The organism is Rhizobium sp. WCS2018Hpa-16 (assembly GCF_031843705.1).
In the GTDB taxonomy this organism is placed as follows: domain Bacteria; phylum Pseudomonadota; class Alphaproteobacteria; order Rhizobiales; family Rhizobiaceae; genus Agrobacterium; species Agrobacterium tumefaciens_C.
Map to the genome: position 1 here is coordinate 873,010 of NZ_JAVTIX010000002.1, position 19,360 is coordinate 892,369.

Consider the following 19,360-nt stretch of genomic DNA (forward strand, 5'->3'; position numbering starts at 1 on the left):
GCCTTGATATTCCTCGTGATATTCGAAGCATATTGCTCGAATCTGACACCAGTGAATCAAAGCTGATTCGGCTTGTCCAGAGCTTAAGGTTAAAAGAAATTTAACCCCTTGAACGGACTCTGTATTTTTTTGGGGCAGGTTAGGCGACTCTTTGCGAAGGCGCCTAACTCAGCAAAGTCAAGCCTTTAACACACGTTCAACGATGTCACGAACATCTGCGGACAGTGCCGTAGACCGCTCGATGATCGTCAGTGCATCACGTGCGTGATCAGCCCGAACAGGCTCCAGAGAGCGCCAAGACCGCATGGACGTGAGGATGCGGGCGGCAAGCTGGGGATTGCGCTTGTCTATGGTGACGATCTGTTCTGCAAGGAACCGGTAGGCTTCGCCGTCTGCACGGTTGAAGCCAGTTGGATTTCCGAAGGCAAAAGTGCCGATCAGCGAGCGAACGCGGTTCGGATTGGTGCTGGTGAAGTACTTCGAGCCGGTGAGTTGCTTGATGCGATCAAGCGCACCGCAGCCCGGAATGGCCGCCTGAATGGACAGCCACTTGTCCAGAACCAATGCGTTGTCGGCAAAGCGGGTTTCGAATGTCGCCAGTGCCGCGGCTGTTTCAGACGCATCGGGGAAACGTTGCGTCAAAACGCTGAGGGCATAGGCAAGATCGGTCATGTTCGTGGCAGCGGAGAATGCTGCGGAGGCGCGGGCAGGGCTGCCTTCAACGAAGGAAAGATAGCTCATGGCGATGTTGCGAAGCGATCGGCGGCCGGCACTTGTGGCGTCGGGCGAGTAAGCGCCCTTATCTTCCAGGCCGGTGAAGATTGCAGTGAATGTTTCCACGCCAGCTTCTGCGATGGCGGTCATGGCCGCATTGCGGGCTTTGTGGATGGCTTCCGGGTCATTGTTGCTGCCGATTTCGCGGGCGATGTCCGCCTCGCTCGGAAGTGTCAGCGCCTGCGCACGAAACGCTGGCTCCAATGTCTCATCGGCTGCAATTTCAATCAGTGTCGCAATGAAGGCCGCGTCGAACGCCACGGCTTCACCATCGCGCATCGCGTGGCTTGCCTTGATGAGATCAGGCATGGCCAGCGTTGCCAGTGCCTGCCAACGCGAGAACATATCCGTATCGTGACGGGCGATCTGCACCATGTCTTCTGCGGATTGTTCCAGATGCAGATTAATGGGTGCGGAGAAGCCACGGTTGATGGACAGCACGGGCCGGGACGAAATGCCTGAGAATGTGAATGTCTGGCTGCGTTCGGTCAGATGCAGCACGCCATCGCGGTACTCTCCGCCTTCGACCTTCGACGGTTCGGCAATCTGGCCGTTGTCGAGGATCAGCGCGGTGGAGAGGGGAATATGCAGGGTCTGCTTGTTGGTCTGGCCCGGCGTTGCGGGCACCGTCTGTTCAAGCGAGAGCGTGAAGGTTGAGGAGGCGGCGTCATAGGCTGTGGAAGCGCTGACGAGCGGCGTGCCAGCCTGAACATACCAGCGGAAGAATTGACCAAGATCGCGACCGCTTGCATCGGCGAAACACTTGATGAAATCCTCAACGGTAGAGGCGTCACCATCGTGGCGTCCGAAGTAAAGATCCATGCCCTTGCGGAAATCATCGGCACCCAGAATGGTGGCGATCATGCCGGTAATCTCGGCACCCTTCTCATAGACGGTCGTCGTGTAGAAATTGTTGATCTCCCGATATTTATCGGGGCGCGGCGGGTGTGCCAGCGGGCCGCCATCTTCTGGAAACTGTTCCGACTTGAGGTGACGCACATCGGCGATGCGCTTGACGGCGCGCGAGCGCATGTCGGAGGAGAACTCCTGGTCGCGATAAACCGTCAGGCCTTCCTTGAGGCAGAGCTGAAACCAGTCACGGCAGGTGATGCGGTTGCCTGTCCAGTTGTGGAAATACTCATGCGCGATGATGCGTTCGATATTGGCGTAATCGGTATCCGTCGCGGTTTCAGGGTCTGCCAGAACATATTTATCGTTGAAGACGTTGAGACCCTTGTTCTCCATCGCGCCCATGTTGAAATCAGACACGGCGACGATCATGAAGATATCCAGATCGTATTCACGACCGAAATGCTCTTCGTCCCACGTCATGGAGCGTTTCAGCGCATCCATGGCGTAAGCCGCACGCGGCTCCTTGCCGTGCTCGACATAGATCTTCAGCGCGACTTCACGACCGGACATGGTGGTGAATGTATCTTCGATGAGGCCGAGATCGCCAGCAACGAGCGCAAACAAATAGCTGGGTTTGGGATGCGGATCGAACCATGCCGCAAAGTGACGGCCTTCATCATAATTGCCACCACCCAGGAAATTGCCGTTCGACAGCAGGAAGGTGTTGCCTTCCTTGGCGGCGATAATGGTGATGGTGTAGGGCGCCAGTACATCCGGGCGATCGGGGAAATAGGTAATGCGGCGGAAGCCCTCGGCTTCGCACTGGGTGCAGTACACACCATTCGTGCGGTAAAGGCCCATCAACTGCGTATTGGTTTCCGGGTTGATGTAGTTCGTCACGCAGATTTCGAATGGTTCTGCTTCTGGCAGGTCGCGGATCGTCAGACTGTCCGGCGTCGCATCAAACTGCGTCGCGGGAATATCGATCTGATCCAGCAGGAGGCCTGAAAGCGTCAGCTCATCACCGTCAAGCACCAGCGGTGCTGTCTTTTCGGCACTTTCGCGCCGGTGGAAAATCAGCCGCGCTTCGACCTTGGTATTGGTCGGGTCGAGTTCGAAAGTGAGGTCAACTCGTTCGAGAACGAAATCGGTAGGGCGATAATCCGCCAGATGAACGATTTGGCCTGTGTCTGTTCGCATGACTATTCCTGAATGAACCTTGCCTGGCGCGCTTCAGGTTTCATGCTGCATGTCACCTGAAAGTAGAACTGAAAATGGGTCACATACATGTGAGATTCGCAAGACGTGATGTCTTGATAGTGTAGCGCAAGACAAATTGATCATTGATGATCAATGAACATGTCTCGCATTGGCACACCATCCCATTAAATGTTGAACGATTACTGAAATTATCGCCGGGACTAGATTATATTATCATAAAATATCCGCTTGGTTAGCAATTCTATTATCTTCAGCAAAAGGCGATGATCCGTGGCTTGCCTTTGCACCACTGCTCCTCGTTGCATTTGCGCATGCCATTGAGGGAAAAATGCGGTGTCTGAGCCGCACGTAACAAGTTTGCCTGCACAGGCAGTGATTCTCTGTTATTCACGGTTGGACATGCAGGCTGGATCCGTGGTCTGTGAGATGTAACCGGTTCGCCTGCTGAACCATGGAATGCCGATCCCCATGAGTGCCGCCGCATACAATCCCATCAAGGGAATAAGCTTCAAGCTGATCTCCGTTGCATTTTTTCTGGTCATGCAGACCTGCATCAAAGCCGTGGGGCCGGATGTGCCTGCCGGGCAGATCAGCTTTTTCCGCTCTCTCTTTGCCATCGTGCCGATCGTCATCTATCTGGCGTGGCTTCGCAGCCTGCACAGTGCATTCCACACCGACAATATTGCGGGTCACTTCAAGCGGGGAATGCTGGGCATCCTCTCGATGATCTGCGGCTTTTACGGGCTTACGCTTTTGCCGCTGCCGGAGTTCATCGCGATTGGTTATGCCTCGCCACTGATGGCAGTCGTCTTTGCGGCGTTGATATTGGGCGAAGCCGTGCGCATTTATCGATGGTCTGCGGTTCTTGTGGGTATGACGGGTGTCATCATCATCCTGTGGCCCAAGCTGACGCTGTTGCAGGAAGGTGGCTTTGCTGCAGGCGAGGGCATCGGTGCGCTTTCAGTCTTGCTCGGTGCCGTTCTCGCAGGCCTTGCCATGGTTCAGGTCCGCCAGCTGGTGGTGACGGAAAAAACGGCAACCATCGTTCTCTATTTCTCGCTGACGGGCACTCTGCTATCCGCGCTCAGCCTGCCTTTTGCCTGGGAATGGCTGGATATTTGGCAGACCATGCTTCTGATCACCTCGGGTATCGCCGGTGGCATTGCCCAGATATTGTTGACGGAGAGCTATCGCCACGCGGAAGTCTCGACCATCGCGCCGTTTGAATACAGCTCAATTCTGTTTGGGATCGGTGTCTCATACATATTGTTCGGAGATATCCCGACGGTAACGATGCTGGTGGGGACGGCGATTGTCGTGTCTGCTGGAATATTCATCATACTGCGCGAGCATCAATTGGGACTGGCGCGCAAAGCAGCCAGAAAGGCATCGACTCCACAGGGTTGAGGCAGCACCTGCCTGCAATTTCAGCAGACTGTCGTTGACAGCTGAAATACTACATTTTTATCAAAGTTTTACCCACAGTTCACGTAGATGTGTTATGGAGCGCAGCGGTGGTAAAGGTAATTCGGGTGGCATATCGTGTTTCGGGTAAAATGCGCGGGGCTTGATTGCGCGTGCCTGTTGTCTACGGACAGCATCGGCAAGCAATCGGCAAGGGGAATAGGTGCAATATCAGCGTTTCGCAGTGGCTCGTTTCGAGCAAGCGGCGCTGGCCACGCTGTTTTTGCAAGCCTTCGTTTGCTGACCATATCATCCTTGCAGATGTCTGCGGGGGTGGCGTCATGAGATATTCCCATGCCGAACTGGTTGCGCATCCTCAGTTGCTGGGTGCCATCCGTACGCTGGCGCGCCATCTGCGTGCTGCCTATAACGATAATCCGCGCATCGCACGGCTGCTCTCAGCCCACCAGAAATGGTTGATGACGCAGGGGGGGATGGCGCTCAACCTTCGCAACAAACCCCATGGTTTTACGGTGGCGCAATTGCGCGAGCTTGTGACCGATAACGGTATCGCCAGCCGCAATACCGTTCAGAACTATCTCGATCAGCTCGAAATCTATCGCTATAGCGAACGCGTTTCGCCGCTGACTGTGCGCCCTCGACGCTATCGGGCAACCGCCATCAGCGAGCAATCCATGGTGCGGTGGTACACGGCAAATCTGGCGGCGCTGGATGGTATGGATGGCGGTACACGAGCCGCGCAGATGATGGCGCGTCCTGAGCTTGCCTTTCATGCGCAGCCCATTGCCGCGTTGAATTGCATTGCCGACAAGGCATGGGTAGATCCGCCTGAGCGCGTTGGCCTGTTCTTGTGGACAGAGGCTGGCGCGCTTGTGATGGATGAGTTCATCAGCCGCATCGAAGACGCTGGCCGTCAGAATGACCGCATCGACATAGGCTATGTCGATGCGCGGGCCTTATCCGCTGAATTCATGATGTCGCGCACCCATCTACAACGCCTGCTCAACAAGGCAGCAGAGCAGGGCACCATCGGCTGGCACGATGACAGCATTCGAAGCGGAATGTGGTTCTCGCGGGACTTTCTGGACGAATACTGCAACTGGCAGGCCATCAAGTTCGTCTATGTGAACAATGCTTTTGCCGATGCGCTGGAACATTGCGCTGCCAGCGCCCCATAGGGGCTCTTCAGCCTGGCTTTGGCGGTTCGTTTCACGAAAGCAGAAACGCAAAAGCGCCTCTCCATGGGAAAGGCGCTGCAAAGCGTCATAGCTATAACCGCCAACAGGCAAAGCCTGAAGAGGTATCCTCAGCGTTCGCGGAAGTCTGCGAATACAGCCGATGGACGTGTTGTGCGAACCTGCTGGGCTGATGCGCGTGCTGTCAGCTGCTCGTTGGTTCCACCAAAGCGGTGGTAGCCTTCGCTGGAGCGCGGGCCGAGGCCTGCAAGCCGAAGAGTTTCAAAGCCGGAGTGAACCGGACGGAAGCGAGTGGTCATTGCCTTGGTTCCTTAAACCGTTTCCTCCCAAGACGAGATGACTTATTGCAGCGCAGCAGAGATTCGGCAAGAAACGCAAATGGGCCGCTGTCATGCGTAATTTGCATGGCTTTCTTCACAAATGATTCACATTGATCAAAAAGGAAGCATTCACATTTGGCGCAAATGCGCCTGAAATGCCAATAAATCCTGCCATGCCAATGACTTGCTGGCCGGAGCGTTCAAAAGCTCCTGCGGGTGCAACGTGGCGATTGCCGGCACGACGCCGGGTCCACATGCGACATCCCGCCACTGTCCGCGCAGCGAATGAATGGTGCCCGTGCCGCCAAAGAAAAAACGGGCGGTGAAGTTGCCGAGAAGCAACAGCACTTTCGGCTCAGCGAGAGCAACCTGCCGCTCGATGAACGGGCGGCATATTTCCATTTCGGGGCCGGATGGCGGGCGGTTGCCGGGCGGGCGCCACGGCACGACATTGGTCAACAGCAGGTTGGCGCGATTCAGACCGATGGCGGCCAGCATACGATCCAGCAGCGTGCCGGTCTTGCCCATGAAGGGGTGGCCCTCGCGGTCATCATCGGCATCCGGCATTGGGCCAATGACCATGATGCCGGAGGACGGGTCGCCTTCGGCAAAAATCGTGTTGCGGGCGCTGTTTTTGAGGTTGCAGCCATTAAAGCTTTCCAGCGCCGATTTCAGCTCTGAAAGAGAACGCGCTGTCTCGGCAGCAAAACGCGCCGCAGCGATTGCCTGTTCATCCGGCATCGCGACGTTTGTCTGTGCGGACGGTGCTTGAACTGCGGCGCTGCTGCGGGCGGACGCAGATTGCGTGGCCCGTTGCGGGCCGTTTCGCGAGGGGGCGCTTGATGCGGCCTCGCTCTGGCGCGGCTCGGCCTCTCTGGCAGGTGCGCGGTTTTGGCGGGTCGCTGCAAATTCCGCGAAGCGATCCAGCGCTGTGTCTTCCAACAGCCAGTCAACGCCCGCATCCGCATGAAAATGCAGAAGCGCGGCCAGTTCTGCCGGGGAAAGGTCTTGGGCCGAGATCATGGTCTAGAATTACCCTATGTGCCCAGCCCGCGTAACCCCTGATATCACGCTGTCCAGCGTTCAATATCACCACTTTCGCCAATCATTGCGAGGCCGTGGGCGATGGAGAGCAGTTCTCCGCCAGTTTCAATCCTGTCCGCATCGAAACGGCGGGTAAACAACTGCCGCACGGCTGGCACGAATGATGTGCCGCCGGTTAGGAACACCTTGTCGATGGCATCTGGTGACGTGTTGGTCTTTTCCAGCACTTCATCCAGTGCGCCCTCGATCTTGGCGAGGTCATCAACGATCCACTGGTCGAAATCGGACCGCTTGACCATCTTGCGTCCAGCCTTGCCGAGCGGCGAGAAGTTGAACTCGGCTTCCTCCTGCGAAGACAAAGCCATCTTTGTTGCGGAAATGGCCTGATAGAGAGGATATCCCTCATCATGCTCAACCAGATCGATGAACATTTCCAGCTTTTCCGGCTCCAGAGCAGACCGCACGAGCGATTTCAGATCCGTGAATTCCTTCGAGGTCTTGAAGATGGAGAGCTGGTTCCAGCGCCCGAAATTCACATAGTAACCGTTGGGAACATCCAGCACCTTGTCGAAGCTTTTGAACTTGCTGCCCTTGCCGATCTCAGGCGAGACGAGATTGTCGATCATGCGGAAGTCGAAATGGTCTCCCGCCACGCCAACGCCGGAATGGCCAATGGGGGTGGCAGACAGCTTGCCGGCATGGGTCTCGAAACGGATGAGCGAATAGTCGGTGGTGCCGCCGCCGAAGTCGGCAACCAGAACATTGGCATCCTTCTTCAGGCTCTGCGCAAAATAATAGGCGGCAGCCACTGGCTCATAGACATAGTGAATTTCAGGGAAACCGGCACGGGTCAGCGCATCATTGTAGCGCGCAATCGCAAGCTCTTCATCCGGGTTGGAGCCTGCAAAGCGCACGGGGCGGCCTGCAACAACGGTCTGGATATCATCGCGCCATTCGTCTCCTGCATAGGTCTTGAGCTTGCGCAGGAACACTTCCATCAGGTCTTCAAAGCTCTGGCGCTTGGCGTAAACAAGCGTTCCCTGAAACAGCGATGAGGCGGCAAACGTCTTGATGGATTGCAGAAAGCGGCAATCGCCGGGATTGTCGATGAACTGACGGATGGCGGCATGGCCGGCTTCCACCTGAAGGGCTGAAGCGCCAAATGTGCCAGACTTCATGAAGGAAAGCGCCGTGCGCATGCTGTCGGTCGTGCCGGCACTGCTGGTAAAGCGCATCGAGTGGCTGGTGTTGCCGCTGTCCGACATGGCCATGACCGTATTGGTCGTGCCGAAATCGAGCCCGAGTGTTCTTGCCATGGCGCGTGTTTCCTAAGATCAAAGATGGTTTCGCCGCGGGCCCGGAGGCATGCGGTTGTGAACGGGATGCCGAAGCGTCCGCCTGTTTTGAAGAGGGCGCGTGATCGCACAGGCAAATGTGATTGGCAAGCGCGTGAACGTTGTTTTCTCCCCGCCCGCCGCAATAATGCCATTCGTTTTCTGCCTATCGCGGCGGGGGACTTCGCATTTTATCGACGCTCAGGGAGGATCACTGTGATCTCAAACGCATTGACGACATTGGCATTTGGTGCCGCCATCACGCTTTCCGGTCTTCACGCAACATCGGTCATGGCAGCGCAGCCCGTGCAATGTACCGTGATTGTCGATGCCGCAAGCGGCGAGATGCTGCACCGGGACGGGACTTGCAACAAGGCCTTTGCCCCGCAATCCAGTTTCAAGCTGCCGCTGGCCGTCATGGGCTATGATGCGGGGATCTTGACCGACGCCACAACGCCGCGATGGGATTACAAGCCCGAATGGAAAAGCTCCAAGCGTGAGCAGAAATCGGTCGATCCGACCATATGGGAAAAGGATTCGATCGTCTGGTATTCGCAGGAGATTACCCGCAAGCTCGGCAAGCAGAAGTTTGCCGACTACGTGAAGCGTTTCGATTATGGCAACGCCGATGTGACGGGCGTGATGGGCCGAAGCGATGGGCTGACGCAATCCTGGCTGATGTCTTCGCTGAAGATTTCACCTGAGGAACAGGTCGATTTTCTGCGGCGCTTTGTGAATGGAAAACTGCCGGTGTCCAAGGCCGCTCACGAAAAGACAATGGCCATTATTCCGACCTTTGAGGCAGCCAACGGCTGGACAATCCACGGCAAAACCGGTTCCGGCCGCATGCGCACCGAGGCGGGCAAGTTCGATCGCAACGACTGGCTGGGCTGGTTCGTTGGCTGGGCAGATAAGGGCGACCGCCGCGTGGTGTTTGCCACGTTGAACATCCGCGATTGGACAAGCGAAGAGCCGATCAGCTTCGCCACGCGAGATGCATTGATTGCGCAGCTGCCGAAACTCGTGAAATAGCTCAGCGCGCGAAACGTCGGGCGGCGAAGATCACGACCAGCCCGACGACGGCGACCACCGCACCGCGCAACATCCAGGGGCGTTGATCAATCATGAAGCTGGAGGCGGGGTAGGGGAAATATCCGCTGCCCTGCCCAATCCACACCAGTCCGATGAGCGCAAGCAGCGCGCCGATGACAATCAGTGAAACACGAACGATTTTCATCGGCGGACCTTCTCTGTGAATATTTGCGCCTAGTCTATCTGCGCGAGAGAAGAATTGCCATCCTCTGGGTCGGGGCCCTGAAAATTGAGGGAACCTGATCCAGAGTTGGCTTTCATTTGGGCCGATTGTTGCCCGGCAAGTCAGCCAGCGGGCTGGTCATTACCGGATTTGATTTCCTCCAGTCGCGCACGCATGGCTCCCTGCACAAGGTTGCCGACGTCGGTCATCGACATGCCGTGATCAACGAGATTCAACACAAGATCCGCCATTTCCGCGCGGGATTCCTCGTTGCTGCCTGGCAGATTCAGTGCTGTCGCATGCTGATCCATGAAGGGTGCGCGGCGATAGAAAGCGGTTCCGAAAATGTGCAGCCACATGCGCTCCAGAATATAACCGTTAGCCGCAGCGCCGCCGACCGAGAAGTCATACATCGCATCCTTGGACTCGTCCGAAAGCTTTGCCACATATGCGTTGCGTACCGCGAAAATTGCGCCGTAGGAAAACACACCGGCAGTGTGACGGTCGGCGTCATCTGCAAGCGCGTCGAGCTTCCATTTCCGAAGGCTGTGGGCAGCGATATTGGACGTATTGGGCGAGATGCATTCAAGCGTCTTGTAAACAAGGCCCATGTTCCACGCGCCGACATCTGTAAATTCGAGCGCAACCCAATCATAAAGGGAAAAAGCTTCAGGCCGAGCGCGAAGATGCAGCGGAAAATTCTCGCGATAGCGGTCCAGATGGACTGCGGGCGGAATGTTTCGTTCTGCAAGCCATTGCCAGGTGAGGGTCTGGACATTGTCCCACTGGCGCCAGTTTTTCAGCAGGTCAATAAAATCGGGACTATGGGTATGCGGGTCGCCCTGCGAGAACACGGTAAAATAATGATCATCCGTTGCGCGGGTTCTCATGTGGTGAAGGTACGTTTCGGACTCACGGCCGACATTCGGGCGCACCACGATTTCGGTTGCACGTGCGAGCACCGTGGGCGAGGTGATTTCCTCTCCCTTGTTGTAAATGATGACCCGAAATTCCTGGGGGATATCGACAATCCATTCGAGAGCTTCGTTATATCTCGCCAAAACGATTGTGTGCATGGATCCCTCGTGAATGCCGGCGCCACATCACGGGATGGCACCCTCTATACGTTGGAACTATTCGGTAAAGCTTGTGTGGGTCTTGTGAAGCCAAGTCGCGCCACAATACGTCGCATATGGGCAAAGTAAAAATCACGCCACTCAGCGCAGATTAAGCTCTAGATTTACTGGCTTGTGGGTTCTGTTGGTCAAGAAGCATTTGGCTGGACACAAACACAAAAGAAAAGGCGCCGTCTTATGGCGGCGCCTTTGATGTGTGGCTGTGGTTCAATCAGATGGATTTCGACGCGCCGCCATCCACGCGCAGCATCGTGCCGGTGATGTAACTTGCTGGCTCAGAGCAGAGGAATGCGCCAGCTGCGGCAAATTCCTCGACCTTGCCGAGGCGCCCGGCGGGAATGGTTTTCAGCGATGCCTCGCGCACCTCTTCAACGCTTTTTCCGAGTCTGATCGCATTTGCGCCATCCAGCTCATCGATGCGATCCGTGTGAATGCGACCGGGGAGCAGCAGGTTTGCCGTGACGCCGGAACCAGCGACTTCTGTTGCCAGCGTCTTGTTCCAGCCGACCAGCGCGCCGCGCAACGTGTTGGAAAGCGCAAGGTTAGGAATGGGCTCGAACACGCCTGAAGATGCGACGGTGAGAATGCGACCCCAGCCCTGCTCCTTCATCTGCGGCAGAAACGCACCTGTTAGAGTAATGACGCGCAGCACCATGGACTGGAAGAAGGTTTCCAGCTTCTCGATGGTCATATCCTGCGCCGTGCCCGGAGTTGGGCCGCCAGTGTTGTTGACGAGAATATCGATGCCGCCAAGCTTGTCATTAACGGCCTGAACCATGGAGGCGACGAAATCGCCCTGCGAAAGATCGCCGCGAACCCAATCCGCCTTGCCTTTGCCCAGTGCATTGATGGCATCCGCATTGGCCGCCAGCTTGTCTTCGCTGCGGCCAACCAGCAGCACATGTGCGCCTTCTTTCGCCAGTGCCGTTGCAATACCCAGGCCAAGGCCACGCGACGATGCGAGCACGAGTGCGCGTTTTTCGGAAATGCCGAGATCCATGGTTGTTCTCCCTAATCAATGCTTTGGATGGTTATACGTGGGTAGGCGTTGGTTTTAAAAGAGGGGAAGGCGGATTGTGAGTGGGAAACGCGCACTAGCCGTGACCACCTCGCGGCATGTTTAAAAAATATATGACGTGCACGTAAAAGTAAGATATGATGTTGACCGCTGAGAATGTAATAATGCTGATGCGGCATTTGTGCAGTTCAACCTCGACAATGGCTCTTTGCTTTGCCAAGAGAGTTGGAGACAAAAGCCTTGAGAAACGGGCTGCGGGTGATGTGATTGAACCTTGCGCCGAGGCGAGCATTATAAAAAGCAAGACCGGACGGGACCGGTTAACGGATGAGGACACAATGACTGAGACGATGGAACTGCCGGAACGCGAATCGATGGAATTCGATGTGGTTATCGTTGGTGCAGGCCCTGCCGGTCTCTCTGCCGCGATACGGCTGAAGCAGATCAATCCTGACCTCTCCGTTGTCGTGCTGGAAAAAGGCGCTGAAGTGGGCGCGCATATCCTCTCTGGTGCCGTTGTTGACCCCACCGGTATCGACCGGCTTCTGCCCGGTTGGCGGGAGGAGCATGGGCATCCATTCAAGACCGAGGTGAAGGACGACCAGTTCCTGCTGCTCGGTCCTGCCGGTTCCATCCGCCTACCGAACGCGCTGATGCCGCCTTTGATGAGCAATCACGGCAACTACATTGTCTCGCTCGGTCTGGTCTGTCGCTGGCTGGCTGAAAAGGCCGAAGCTCTGGGCATTGAAATCTATCCCGGCTTTGCAGCAACCGAAGTCCTTTACAATGAGGCGGGTGCCGTGAGAGGCGTCGCGACCGGCGATATGGGCGTGGAGCGCAACGGCGAGCCCGGCCCGGCCTTCACACGCGGCATGGAGCTGCATGGCAAATATGTGCTGATCGGCGAGGGCGTGCGCGGATCGCTGGCCAAGCAGCTCATCAACCGCTTTGAACTTTCAAAGGACAGCGATGTCCAGAAATACGGCATCGGCATCAAGGAACTCTGGCAGGTTGCACCGGAAAAGCATCGGCCAGGTCTGGTTCAGCATTCCTTCGGCTGGCCGCTGGGCATGAAGACCGGCGGCGGTTCCTTCCTTTATCATCTCGAAGACAATCTTGTTGCCGTCGGTTTCGTGGTGCACCTGAACTACAAGAACCCCTATCTCTATCCGTTCGAAGAATTCCAGCGTTACAAGACGCACCCCGCCATCCGCGACACGTTCGAGGGCGGCAAGCGGCTTTCCTATGGCGCACGCGCCATCACCGAGGGCGGATATCAGTCCGTGCCGAAGCTGACCTTCCCCGGCGGCGCGCTGATTGGTTGTTCGGCGGGCCTCGTCAATGTGCCGCGCATTAAGGGCAGCCACAATGCAGTGCTTTCCGGCATGCTGGCAGCCGATAAGATTGCCGATGCACTGGCCGCCGGTCGCGCCAATGATGAGGTTATCGAGATCGAGAACGAATGGCGCTCGACCGATATCGGCAAGGATCTGAAGCGCGTTCGCAACGTCAAGCCGCTGTGGTCGAAGTTCGGCACGGCCATTGGCGTTGGTCTCGGCGGGTTGGATATGTGGACCAACCAGCTGTTCGGCTTTTCCATTTTCGGCACGCTGAAACATGGCAAGAGCGATGCGGAAAGCCTTGAGCCTGCGGCCAAGCACAAGCCGATCGCCTATCCAAAGCCCGATGGCGTGCTGACCTTCGACCGCCTGTCCTCCGTCTTCATCTCATCAACCAACCATGAAGAAGACCAGCCGGTGCACCTTCAGGTGACGGACATGGATTTGCAGAAGCGCTCCGAGCATGACGTCTATGCCGGTCCTTCCACGCGCTACTGTCCCGCCGGTGTTTACGAATGGGTGGAGAGGGATGGCGAGCCGACTTACGTCATCAACGCGCAAAACTGCGTTCATTGCAAAACCTGCGATATCAAGGACCCTAACCAGAACATCAACTGGGTACCACCGCAGGGCGGAGAGGGGCCTGTCTACGCGAATATGTAAGGCATTAGCGCGCCTGCCACTCACTTTCTGGCAATATTGTTAGGGCATACTGCGCAATGCTGGAGGGATTGGAGCGTTTCGCAGGCGCAGCGGTCTCTCGAATGCCATTGAGGACAGAATTGCAGAAGTCCGTCTGGTGCCTTACTACAGAGGAATGCAGCGCTTGCGCTGCGTGAGATATCCGGCGATCCGGATGTGGGAGCAGGTTATGACTATCGAGAGACGTCTTACTGAACGCACTGGTAAGCTGATTTGCGGCGCGGCGTTCGCATTTTTGGCCGTTGTTGCGATGCCGACGCGCCAAAGCGAGGCTGCGAGCTGCCGTGCCGAGGCCTCAGCCCAAATCGACTGGAGCAAATGCAACAAACGGCTTCTGATGCTGGGTGGCAGTGTTCTGGACGGCGCGGATTTGCGCGCAACCGACTTCACCTTTACCGATCTTCGCGGTTCCTCGTTCAAGAAGGCCAATCTTGAAAAGGCCAAGCTCATCCGTACATCTCTGGCGTCGTCGCAATTGCAGGATGGGAACTTCACCAAGGTGGAAGCCTATCGCGGTGATTTCAGCGATGCGAATGCGGAGAATGCCAAATTCTACGGCGCGGAAATGCAGCGCGCCAATTTTCAGAACGCAAAGCTTGTCGGTGCCGATTTCAGCAAGGCGGAACTGGGCCGTGCGGATTTTGAGGGCGCGGAGCTGACGGGCACGAAGTTCACCATGTCCAATCTCTCACGCTCGCGCTTTGAGGGTGCGACCTTCACAGGCCCAATCGATTTTGCCAATGCTTTCCTTCTTCTGGCGCGCATCGAGGGACTGGACCTTTCCACGGCGACGGGCCTTGATCAGAAACAGATCGACATTGCCTGTGGCGACGCCAAGACCAAACTGCCGCAGGGTTTGACGACACCAACCTCATGGCCTTGCCCGGAAGACCCTGATGAGGACTGATAATGAGCGCCGGTGATGTCATCGCAAAGCAAAGAGCCGCCTTTTTGCGCGATGCACCGCCGGGCCTCGAGGCACGAAGGGGTGATCTGAAAGCCTTGAGGGCTGCGATTATTGCTCGAAGGCGCGAGATCGAACACGCCATCGATGCGGATTTTAACGGGCGCTCGCCACGCGAAACGGCGCTGGTGGAGGTCTTTGGCGCGGTGCAGGCCATTGATTACCTCTCCCGCAATCTCAAACGCTTCATGAAGCCTGAACGCCGCCATGTGCCGCCGACATTCCAGCTTGGCCGCGCCTATGTCGAGTATCAACCGCTCGGCGTTATCGGCATCTTGTCCCCGTGGAATTATCCGTTTCTGCTGGCCATAGTGCCGCTTGCGACGGCGCTGGCTGCCGGAAACCGGGCCATGCTGAAACCGTCCGAACTGACGCCCCGCACCAGCCTTTTGATAAAGGAGATGCTGGCGAGCATCTTCCCGGAAGAAAAGGTCGCGGTCATACTGGGGGATGCGCAGACGGGCGCGGATTTCAGTGGGCTCCCCTTTGACCATCTGCTGTTTACCGGCAGCACCCAGGTTGGCCGCAGCGTGATGAAGGCCGCCAGTGAAAACCTTGTGCCGGTAACGCTGGAACTGGGTGGAAAAAGCCCCGCCATCATCGAAAAGGGCCATGTGACGGACGCTCACGCAGGGTCCATCGTGTTCGGAAAGCTGACCAATGCTGGCCAAACCTGCGTCGCGCCAGATTATCTCTTCGTCCATGAGGATGATGTCTCTGCCTTCACCGACGCCTTTCAGCGCGCCGTGGCAAAATCCTATCCACAGGGGGCGATGAGCCGCGATTATGCGTCCGTTATCAACGACCGGCATTTTGCACGGCTGAATGCATTGCTGGATGATGCGCGGCAGAAGGGTGGGCGGGTTGTCGAAGTCAGTAGCATTCCGGCGTCTTCGTCTACCAACCGGCCGCGTGTGCTGGCGCCGCATCTGGTGTTTGATGTCAGTGACGACATGATGGTGATGCGCGACGAAATTTTCGGGCCGATCCTGCCGGTGCTCACCTATCGCGACATCAATGAGGTGATTGCCACCACCAATGCCAGACCAAGGCCGCTGGCGCTTTACATGTTTGGCGACGCCAACGGCGAAGCCTGCCGCGCCGTGCTGGCGCGCACCACCTCCGGCAATGCCGGCATCAACAACACCATGCTGCATGTGGCGCAGGATGACCTGCCTTTCGGCGGCGTTGGGGCGAGCGGCATCGGCGCTTATCATGGCATCGAAGGCTTTCGGCGCATGAGCCACGCCAAGGGTATTTTCGTTCAAGGCAAATGGAGCCTGCCAAGCCTGTTGCGTGCGCCGTTCGGGCGTCTTACAGATTGGGCACTGGCCTTTTTATTGCGCTAAAGAAATATTTTGCATTGCAACATGGAACTGCCCGGATTGCTTCATAACGTCGCGTCCAGGGATACTTAGTCAGGGACGCACAAGCATGACAATTGGTTGGATCGAGGCGGCGATTCTCGGTTTCATTCAGGGACTCACGGAGTTCCTGCCCATCTCCTCGAGCGCCCATCTGCGCATTGCGGGCGAATTTCTTCCCTCCGGCATCGATCCGGGTGCAGCCTTTACGGCCATCATCCAGATTGGTACCGAGCTGGCCGTTCTGGTCTATTTCTGGTCTGATATCATGCGCATTGCCAATGCCTGGCTGCGCCAGAACCTGCGGATCGGCGGCAGTTTCGACCCCGCAGATGCGCGTATGGGCTGGATGATTATCGTCGGTTCGGTGCCCATCGTGCTGCTGGGACTGGTGTTCAAGGATGCCATCGAGCACTCGCTGCGCAACCTTTACATCACAGCCGTCATGCTCATCGTCTTCGGCTTCATCCTCGGCTATGCCGACAAGATCGGCCAGAAGAAGTATCCGATCAAGAAGCTGATCTGGCGTGATGCCGTTCTGTTTGGTTTTGCACAGGCGATGGCACTCATTCCCGGTGTGTCCCGTTCCGGCGGCACCATTACCGCTGGTCTGTTTCTGGGTTACACGCGTGAGGCGGCTGCCCGCTATTCCTTTCTGCTGGCCATTCCCGCCGTCTTCGGCTCCGGTTTTTACCAGCTGTTCAAGAGCATCGGGCAGGACAACCCGGTAGGCTGGGGGCCGACGGCGCTTGCGACCGTCATCTCCTTCTTCGTCGGTTATGCCGTCATCGTTTTCTTCCTGAAACTGGTGTCGACCAAGAGCTACATGCCATTCGTCTGGTATCGCGTGGGCCTGGGCGTCTTGCTTCTTGTGCTACTTGGCACGGGCGTTATCAGCGCCACCGCGTAATCTCGGTTTCAATACGCCTGCCGGTGTAAAACCGGCAGGCGCCGATTTTCCTTGAAATCTTTTCCTCGGAATGATTTTTCATGACGGATGTGCAATAGAGCCGTTTATTGCGCGGCAAATTTCTTTTGCTTCTGTAAGTATCATCCGAAATCAGGACAGTCGGGACCCATTGATGAGTATTGAAGGCGGTTACGCGCTTGATGTGGAAGATATCCACAAGAGCTTCGGTACCAATGAGGTTCTGAAAGGCATTTCGCTCAAAGCCCGCAAGGGCGACGTCATCTCGATCATTGGTTCGTCCGGTTCCGGCAAGAGCACCTTTCTGCGCTGCATCAACTTTCTCGAAATGCCCGACCGTGGCCGCGTCACTGTCAATGGCGAAGAGGTGGCGGTGCGCATTGGCCGTGATGGCAAGGCGGTGCCGAAAAGCTGGCGGCAAGTGGAACGCTTGCGCACCGGGCTTGGCATGGTGTTTCAGAATTTCAATCTCTGGGCTCATCGCACGGTGCTGGAAAACATCATCGAAGCGCCTGTGCATGTGATGGGCGTGAAGCGGCAGGATGCGATTGAGAAAGCCGAAGCGCTGCTCAACAAGGTCGGGCTTTACGACAAGAAGGATGTTTATCCCGCTTTCCTCTCCGGCGGGCAGCAGCAGCGGGCGGCCATTGCGCGCGCGCTCTGCGTGGAGCCAGCCGTGATGCTGTTTGACGAGCCGACTTCGGCGCTGGACCCGGAACTGGTGGGTGAGGTGCTTAAGGTGATCCGCGATCTGGCCGAAGAGGGCCGCACCATGCTTCTGGTCACGCATGAGATGCGCTTTGCCCGCGATGTCTCCAGCCACGTCATGTTCCTCCATCAGGGCCGCGTGGAAGAAGAGGGCGCGCCCGAGCAGGTCTTTGGCAACCCGACCAGCACGCGCACCAGAGATTTTACCGGCGCCATCGCCAATTGATGTTTTCGATATTCCAACAGGAGAAATTTAAAATGAAATTGTTCGCCACGCTGCTCGCCGGATCGGCATTTGCGCTTTCTGCCTTCACGGCCAGCGCCGATGTGCGCTTCGGCATCATGAACGAATCCTATCCGCCATTCTTCGCCAAGGATGCTTCCGGTAAGTGGCAGGGCTGGGAAATCGACCTCATGGACGCCGTTTGCGCGGAAATGAAGGAGAAATGCTCCATCGTTGAGCTCTCCTGGGATGGCCTTATTCCAGCGCTGGAAGCCAAGAAGTTTGACGTGATCTGGTCTTCCATGTCCAACACGCAAGAGCGCCAGAAGGTCATCACCTTCACAGACAAATATTACAACACGCCAAGCAAGCTCATCGGTGCCAAGGACGGCAAGCCGGGCGCGACCGCTGAAGACGTGAAGGGCAAGACCATCGGCATTCAGGTCTCGACCATCCAGTCTGCCTATTATGCCAAGTATTTCAAGGATGTGGCTGACGAGAAGACCTATCAGACGCTGGACGAAGCCTTCCAGGATCTGGCAGCCGGTCGTATCGATTACGTCTTCGGCGATTCCCTCGTTCTCGATGCCTTCGTGAACAGCGATGCGGGCAAGGATTGCTGCGCGGATGCCGGCAATGTGGCTGACGACAAGGAAATCCTGGGTCTGGGCGTTTCCGGCGGTCTCCGCAAGGACGATACAGAACTGAAGCAGAAGCTGAATGCCGCTCTTGCGGCCGTTCGCGCCAGCGGCAAATATGACGAGATCACCAAGAAGTACTTCACCTTCGACATCTACGGCGCGAAGTAAGCTGAACGGTCGAGTTGATGGCAAGCATTGAAACCATGGTTCAACTTCTGTCGCCCTATCCTCCGGGATGGGGTGGCACGCTGTTGAAGGGTGCCGTTTCCACGCTTGCCATTTCCGCTGGTGCCTATCTCATCGGCATCCTCATTGGCATGGCCGGTGCGCTGGGCAAGCTTTCCGGCAACAGGCCGTTGGGCATGGTGCTCAGTTTCTATACGACGATGATCCGGGCCGTGCCCGAGCTTATCCTTATTGTCGGGCTCTATTATGCCGGGACAGATGGCCTGAACCGGCTGCTACAATGGGCCGGAATGCCGCCGCTGGAGATCAACGGTTTCGCCGCTGCCATCGCCGTTCTTGGCTTTGTGCAGGGTGCCTATATGACCGAGGTTTTGCGCGGTGCGATCCTTGCCATTCCGGCGGGGCAGATCGAGGCGGCGCGTGCCTTCGGCATGTCGCCCTTTCTGCGCTTTCGCCGTGTGGTGGTGCCAGCGCTTGTGCCGAATGCCCTGCCGGGACTGTCCAATCTGTGGCTGGCCGTGACGAAAGACAGCGCGCTGGTGGCCGTTGTCGGTTATCAGGAACTGGCGCTGGCCACGCGGCTGGCGGGTGCCAGCACCAAGCAATATTTCCTCTTCTTCGCCGCGGCTGCGCTCATGTATCTGGCGATCACGCTGGTTTCCAACCTCGTCTTTTCTTTGATCGAGCGCCGAGTGCGGCGCGGCCAACCGGCGTTGGCCTGAGGAGACA

At 56.9% G+C, this 19,360-nt stretch carries 17 protein-coding genes; 10 read left to right on the forward strand and 7 right to left on the reverse strand.

Features of this window, described 5'->3' with window-relative positions; all coding sequences use genetic code 11:
* Positions 1-177 precede the first annotated feature (177 nt).
* Positions 178-2,826, reverse strand: a complete 2,649-nt coding sequence (gene pepN / locus RQI55_RS10315; protein ID WP_311272533.1) for an aminopeptidase N — start codon at positions 2,824-2,826, stop codon at positions 178-180.
* A 489-nt stretch (positions 2,827-3,315) separates the two neighbouring features.
* Here pepN and RQI55_RS10320 point away from each other — a divergent pair, with 489 nt between their 5' ends.
* Together RQI55_RS10320 and RQI55_RS10325 are read left to right on the forward strand one after the other, a co-directional pair.
* Complete coding sequence (locus tag RQI55_RS10320; RefSeq protein ID WP_192063689.1) at positions 3,316-4,254, forward strand: DMT family transporter; 939 nt, start codon at positions 3,316-3,318, stop codon at positions 4,252-4,254.
* A gap of 338 nt (positions 4,255-4,592) precedes the next feature.
* Positions 4,593-5,450 carry a hypothetical protein gene (locus RQI55_RS10325; RefSeq protein WP_243256381.1) on the forward strand — a complete coding sequence of 286 codons (858 nt, stop codon included), beginning with the start codon at positions 4,593-4,595 and terminating at the stop codon, positions 5,448-5,450.
* A gap of 128 nt (positions 5,451-5,578) precedes the next feature.
* Here the strand turns inward: RQI55_RS10325 and RQI55_RS10330 are convergent, their stop codons facing one another.
* From RQI55_RS10330 to RQI55_RS10340, 3 genes are all read right to left on the reverse strand, one after another.
* Positions 5,579-5,767, reverse strand: coding sequence for a hypothetical protein (locus RQI55_RS10330; RefSeq protein ID WP_192063690.1), 189 nt, complete (start codon positions 5,765-5,767; stop codon positions 5,579-5,581).
* Between the two features lie 150 nt (positions 5,768-5,917).
* The gene (locus tag RQI55_RS10335) at positions 5,918-6,811 is read right to left on the reverse strand and encodes a uracil-DNA glycosylase (protein WP_243256380.1); all 894 of its coding nucleotides are present in this window, start codon (positions 6,809-6,811) and stop codon (positions 5,918-5,920) included.
* A gap of 44 nt (positions 6,812-6,855) precedes the next feature.
* Positions 6,856-8,148, reverse strand: a complete 1,293-nt coding sequence (locus RQI55_RS10340; protein ID WP_243256379.1) for an Hsp70 family protein — start codon at positions 8,146-8,148, stop codon at positions 6,856-6,858.
* A gap of 309 nt (positions 8,149-8,457) precedes the next feature.
* Between RQI55_RS10340 and blaOXA the strand changes: the two genes are divergently transcribed.
* Positions 8,458-9,198, forward strand: coding sequence for a class D beta-lactamase (blaOXA, locus tag RQI55_RS10345; protein WP_409233717.1), 741 nt, complete (start codon positions 8,458-8,460; stop codon positions 9,196-9,198).
* Between the two features lies 1 nt (position 9,199).
* Here blaOXA and RQI55_RS10350 read toward each other — a convergent pair whose 3' ends face one another.
* The 3 genes from RQI55_RS10350 to RQI55_RS10360 all read right to left on the reverse strand — a co-directional run bounded on the left by RQI55_RS10350 (position 9,200) and on the right by RQI55_RS10360 (position 11,557).
* A complete protein-coding gene (locus RQI55_RS10350; RefSeq protein WP_192063693.1) occupies positions 9,200-9,403 on the reverse strand; it encodes a hypothetical protein in 204 nt (67 codons plus the stop codon).
* A gap of 140 nt (positions 9,404-9,543) precedes the next feature.
* Positions 9,544-10,497: a hypothetical protein gene (locus RQI55_RS10355; RefSeq protein ID WP_243256377.1), complete on the reverse strand. Its 954-nt coding sequence runs from the start codon at positions 10,495-10,497 to the stop codon at positions 9,544-9,546.
* Between the two features lie 271 nt (positions 10,498-10,768).
* Positions 10,769-11,557, reverse strand: a complete 789-nt coding sequence (locus RQI55_RS10360; protein ID WP_243256376.1) for an SDR family oxidoreductase — start codon at positions 11,555-11,557, stop codon at positions 10,769-10,771.
* Positions 11,558-11,913: 356 nt separating this feature from the next.
* Between RQI55_RS10360 and RQI55_RS10365 the strand changes: the two genes are divergently transcribed.
* From RQI55_RS10365 to RQI55_RS10395, 7 genes are all read left to right on the forward strand, one after another.
* Positions 11,914-13,578 carry an electron transfer flavoprotein-ubiquinone oxidoreductase gene (locus RQI55_RS10365; RefSeq protein WP_243256375.1) on the forward strand — a complete coding sequence of 555 codons (1,665 nt, stop codon included), beginning with the start codon at positions 11,914-11,916 and terminating at the stop codon, positions 13,576-13,578.
* Positions 13,579-13,867: 289 nt separating this feature from the next.
* Positions 13,868-14,524, forward strand: coding sequence for a pentapeptide repeat-containing protein (locus tag RQI55_RS10370; protein ID WP_409233718.1), 657 nt, complete (start codon positions 13,868-13,870; stop codon positions 14,522-14,524).
* A gap of 2 nt (positions 14,525-14,526) precedes the next feature.
* A complete protein-coding gene (locus RQI55_RS10375; protein WP_243256373.1) occupies positions 14,527-15,930 on the forward strand; it encodes a coniferyl aldehyde dehydrogenase in 1,404 nt (467 codons plus the stop codon).
* 85 nt (positions 15,931-16,015) lie between these two features.
* Positions 16,016-16,855: an undecaprenyl-diphosphate phosphatase gene (locus RQI55_RS10380; RefSeq protein ID WP_243256372.1), complete on the forward strand. Its 840-nt coding sequence runs from the start codon at positions 16,016-16,018 to the stop codon at positions 16,853-16,855.
* A 172-nt stretch (positions 16,856-17,027) separates the two neighbouring features.
* Positions 17,028-17,807: an ABC transporter ATP-binding protein gene (locus RQI55_RS10385; RefSeq protein WP_243256371.1), complete on the forward strand. Its 780-nt coding sequence runs from the start codon at positions 17,028-17,030 to the stop codon at positions 17,805-17,807.
* Between the two features lie 32 nt (positions 17,808-17,839).
* Entirely contained in the window at positions 17,840-18,613 is a 774-nt protein-coding gene (locus RQI55_RS10390) for a transporter substrate-binding domain-containing protein (RefSeq protein WP_243256370.1), read from the forward strand.
* A 17-nt stretch (positions 18,614-18,630) separates the two neighbouring features.
* Positions 18,631-19,353 (forward strand): ABC transporter permease, encoded by a 723-nt coding sequence (locus RQI55_RS10395; RefSeq protein ID WP_113092410.1) that lies wholly within the window; start codon positions 18,631-18,633, stop codon positions 19,351-19,353.
* The last annotated feature ends 7 nt before the right edge of the window (positions 19,354-19,360 follow it).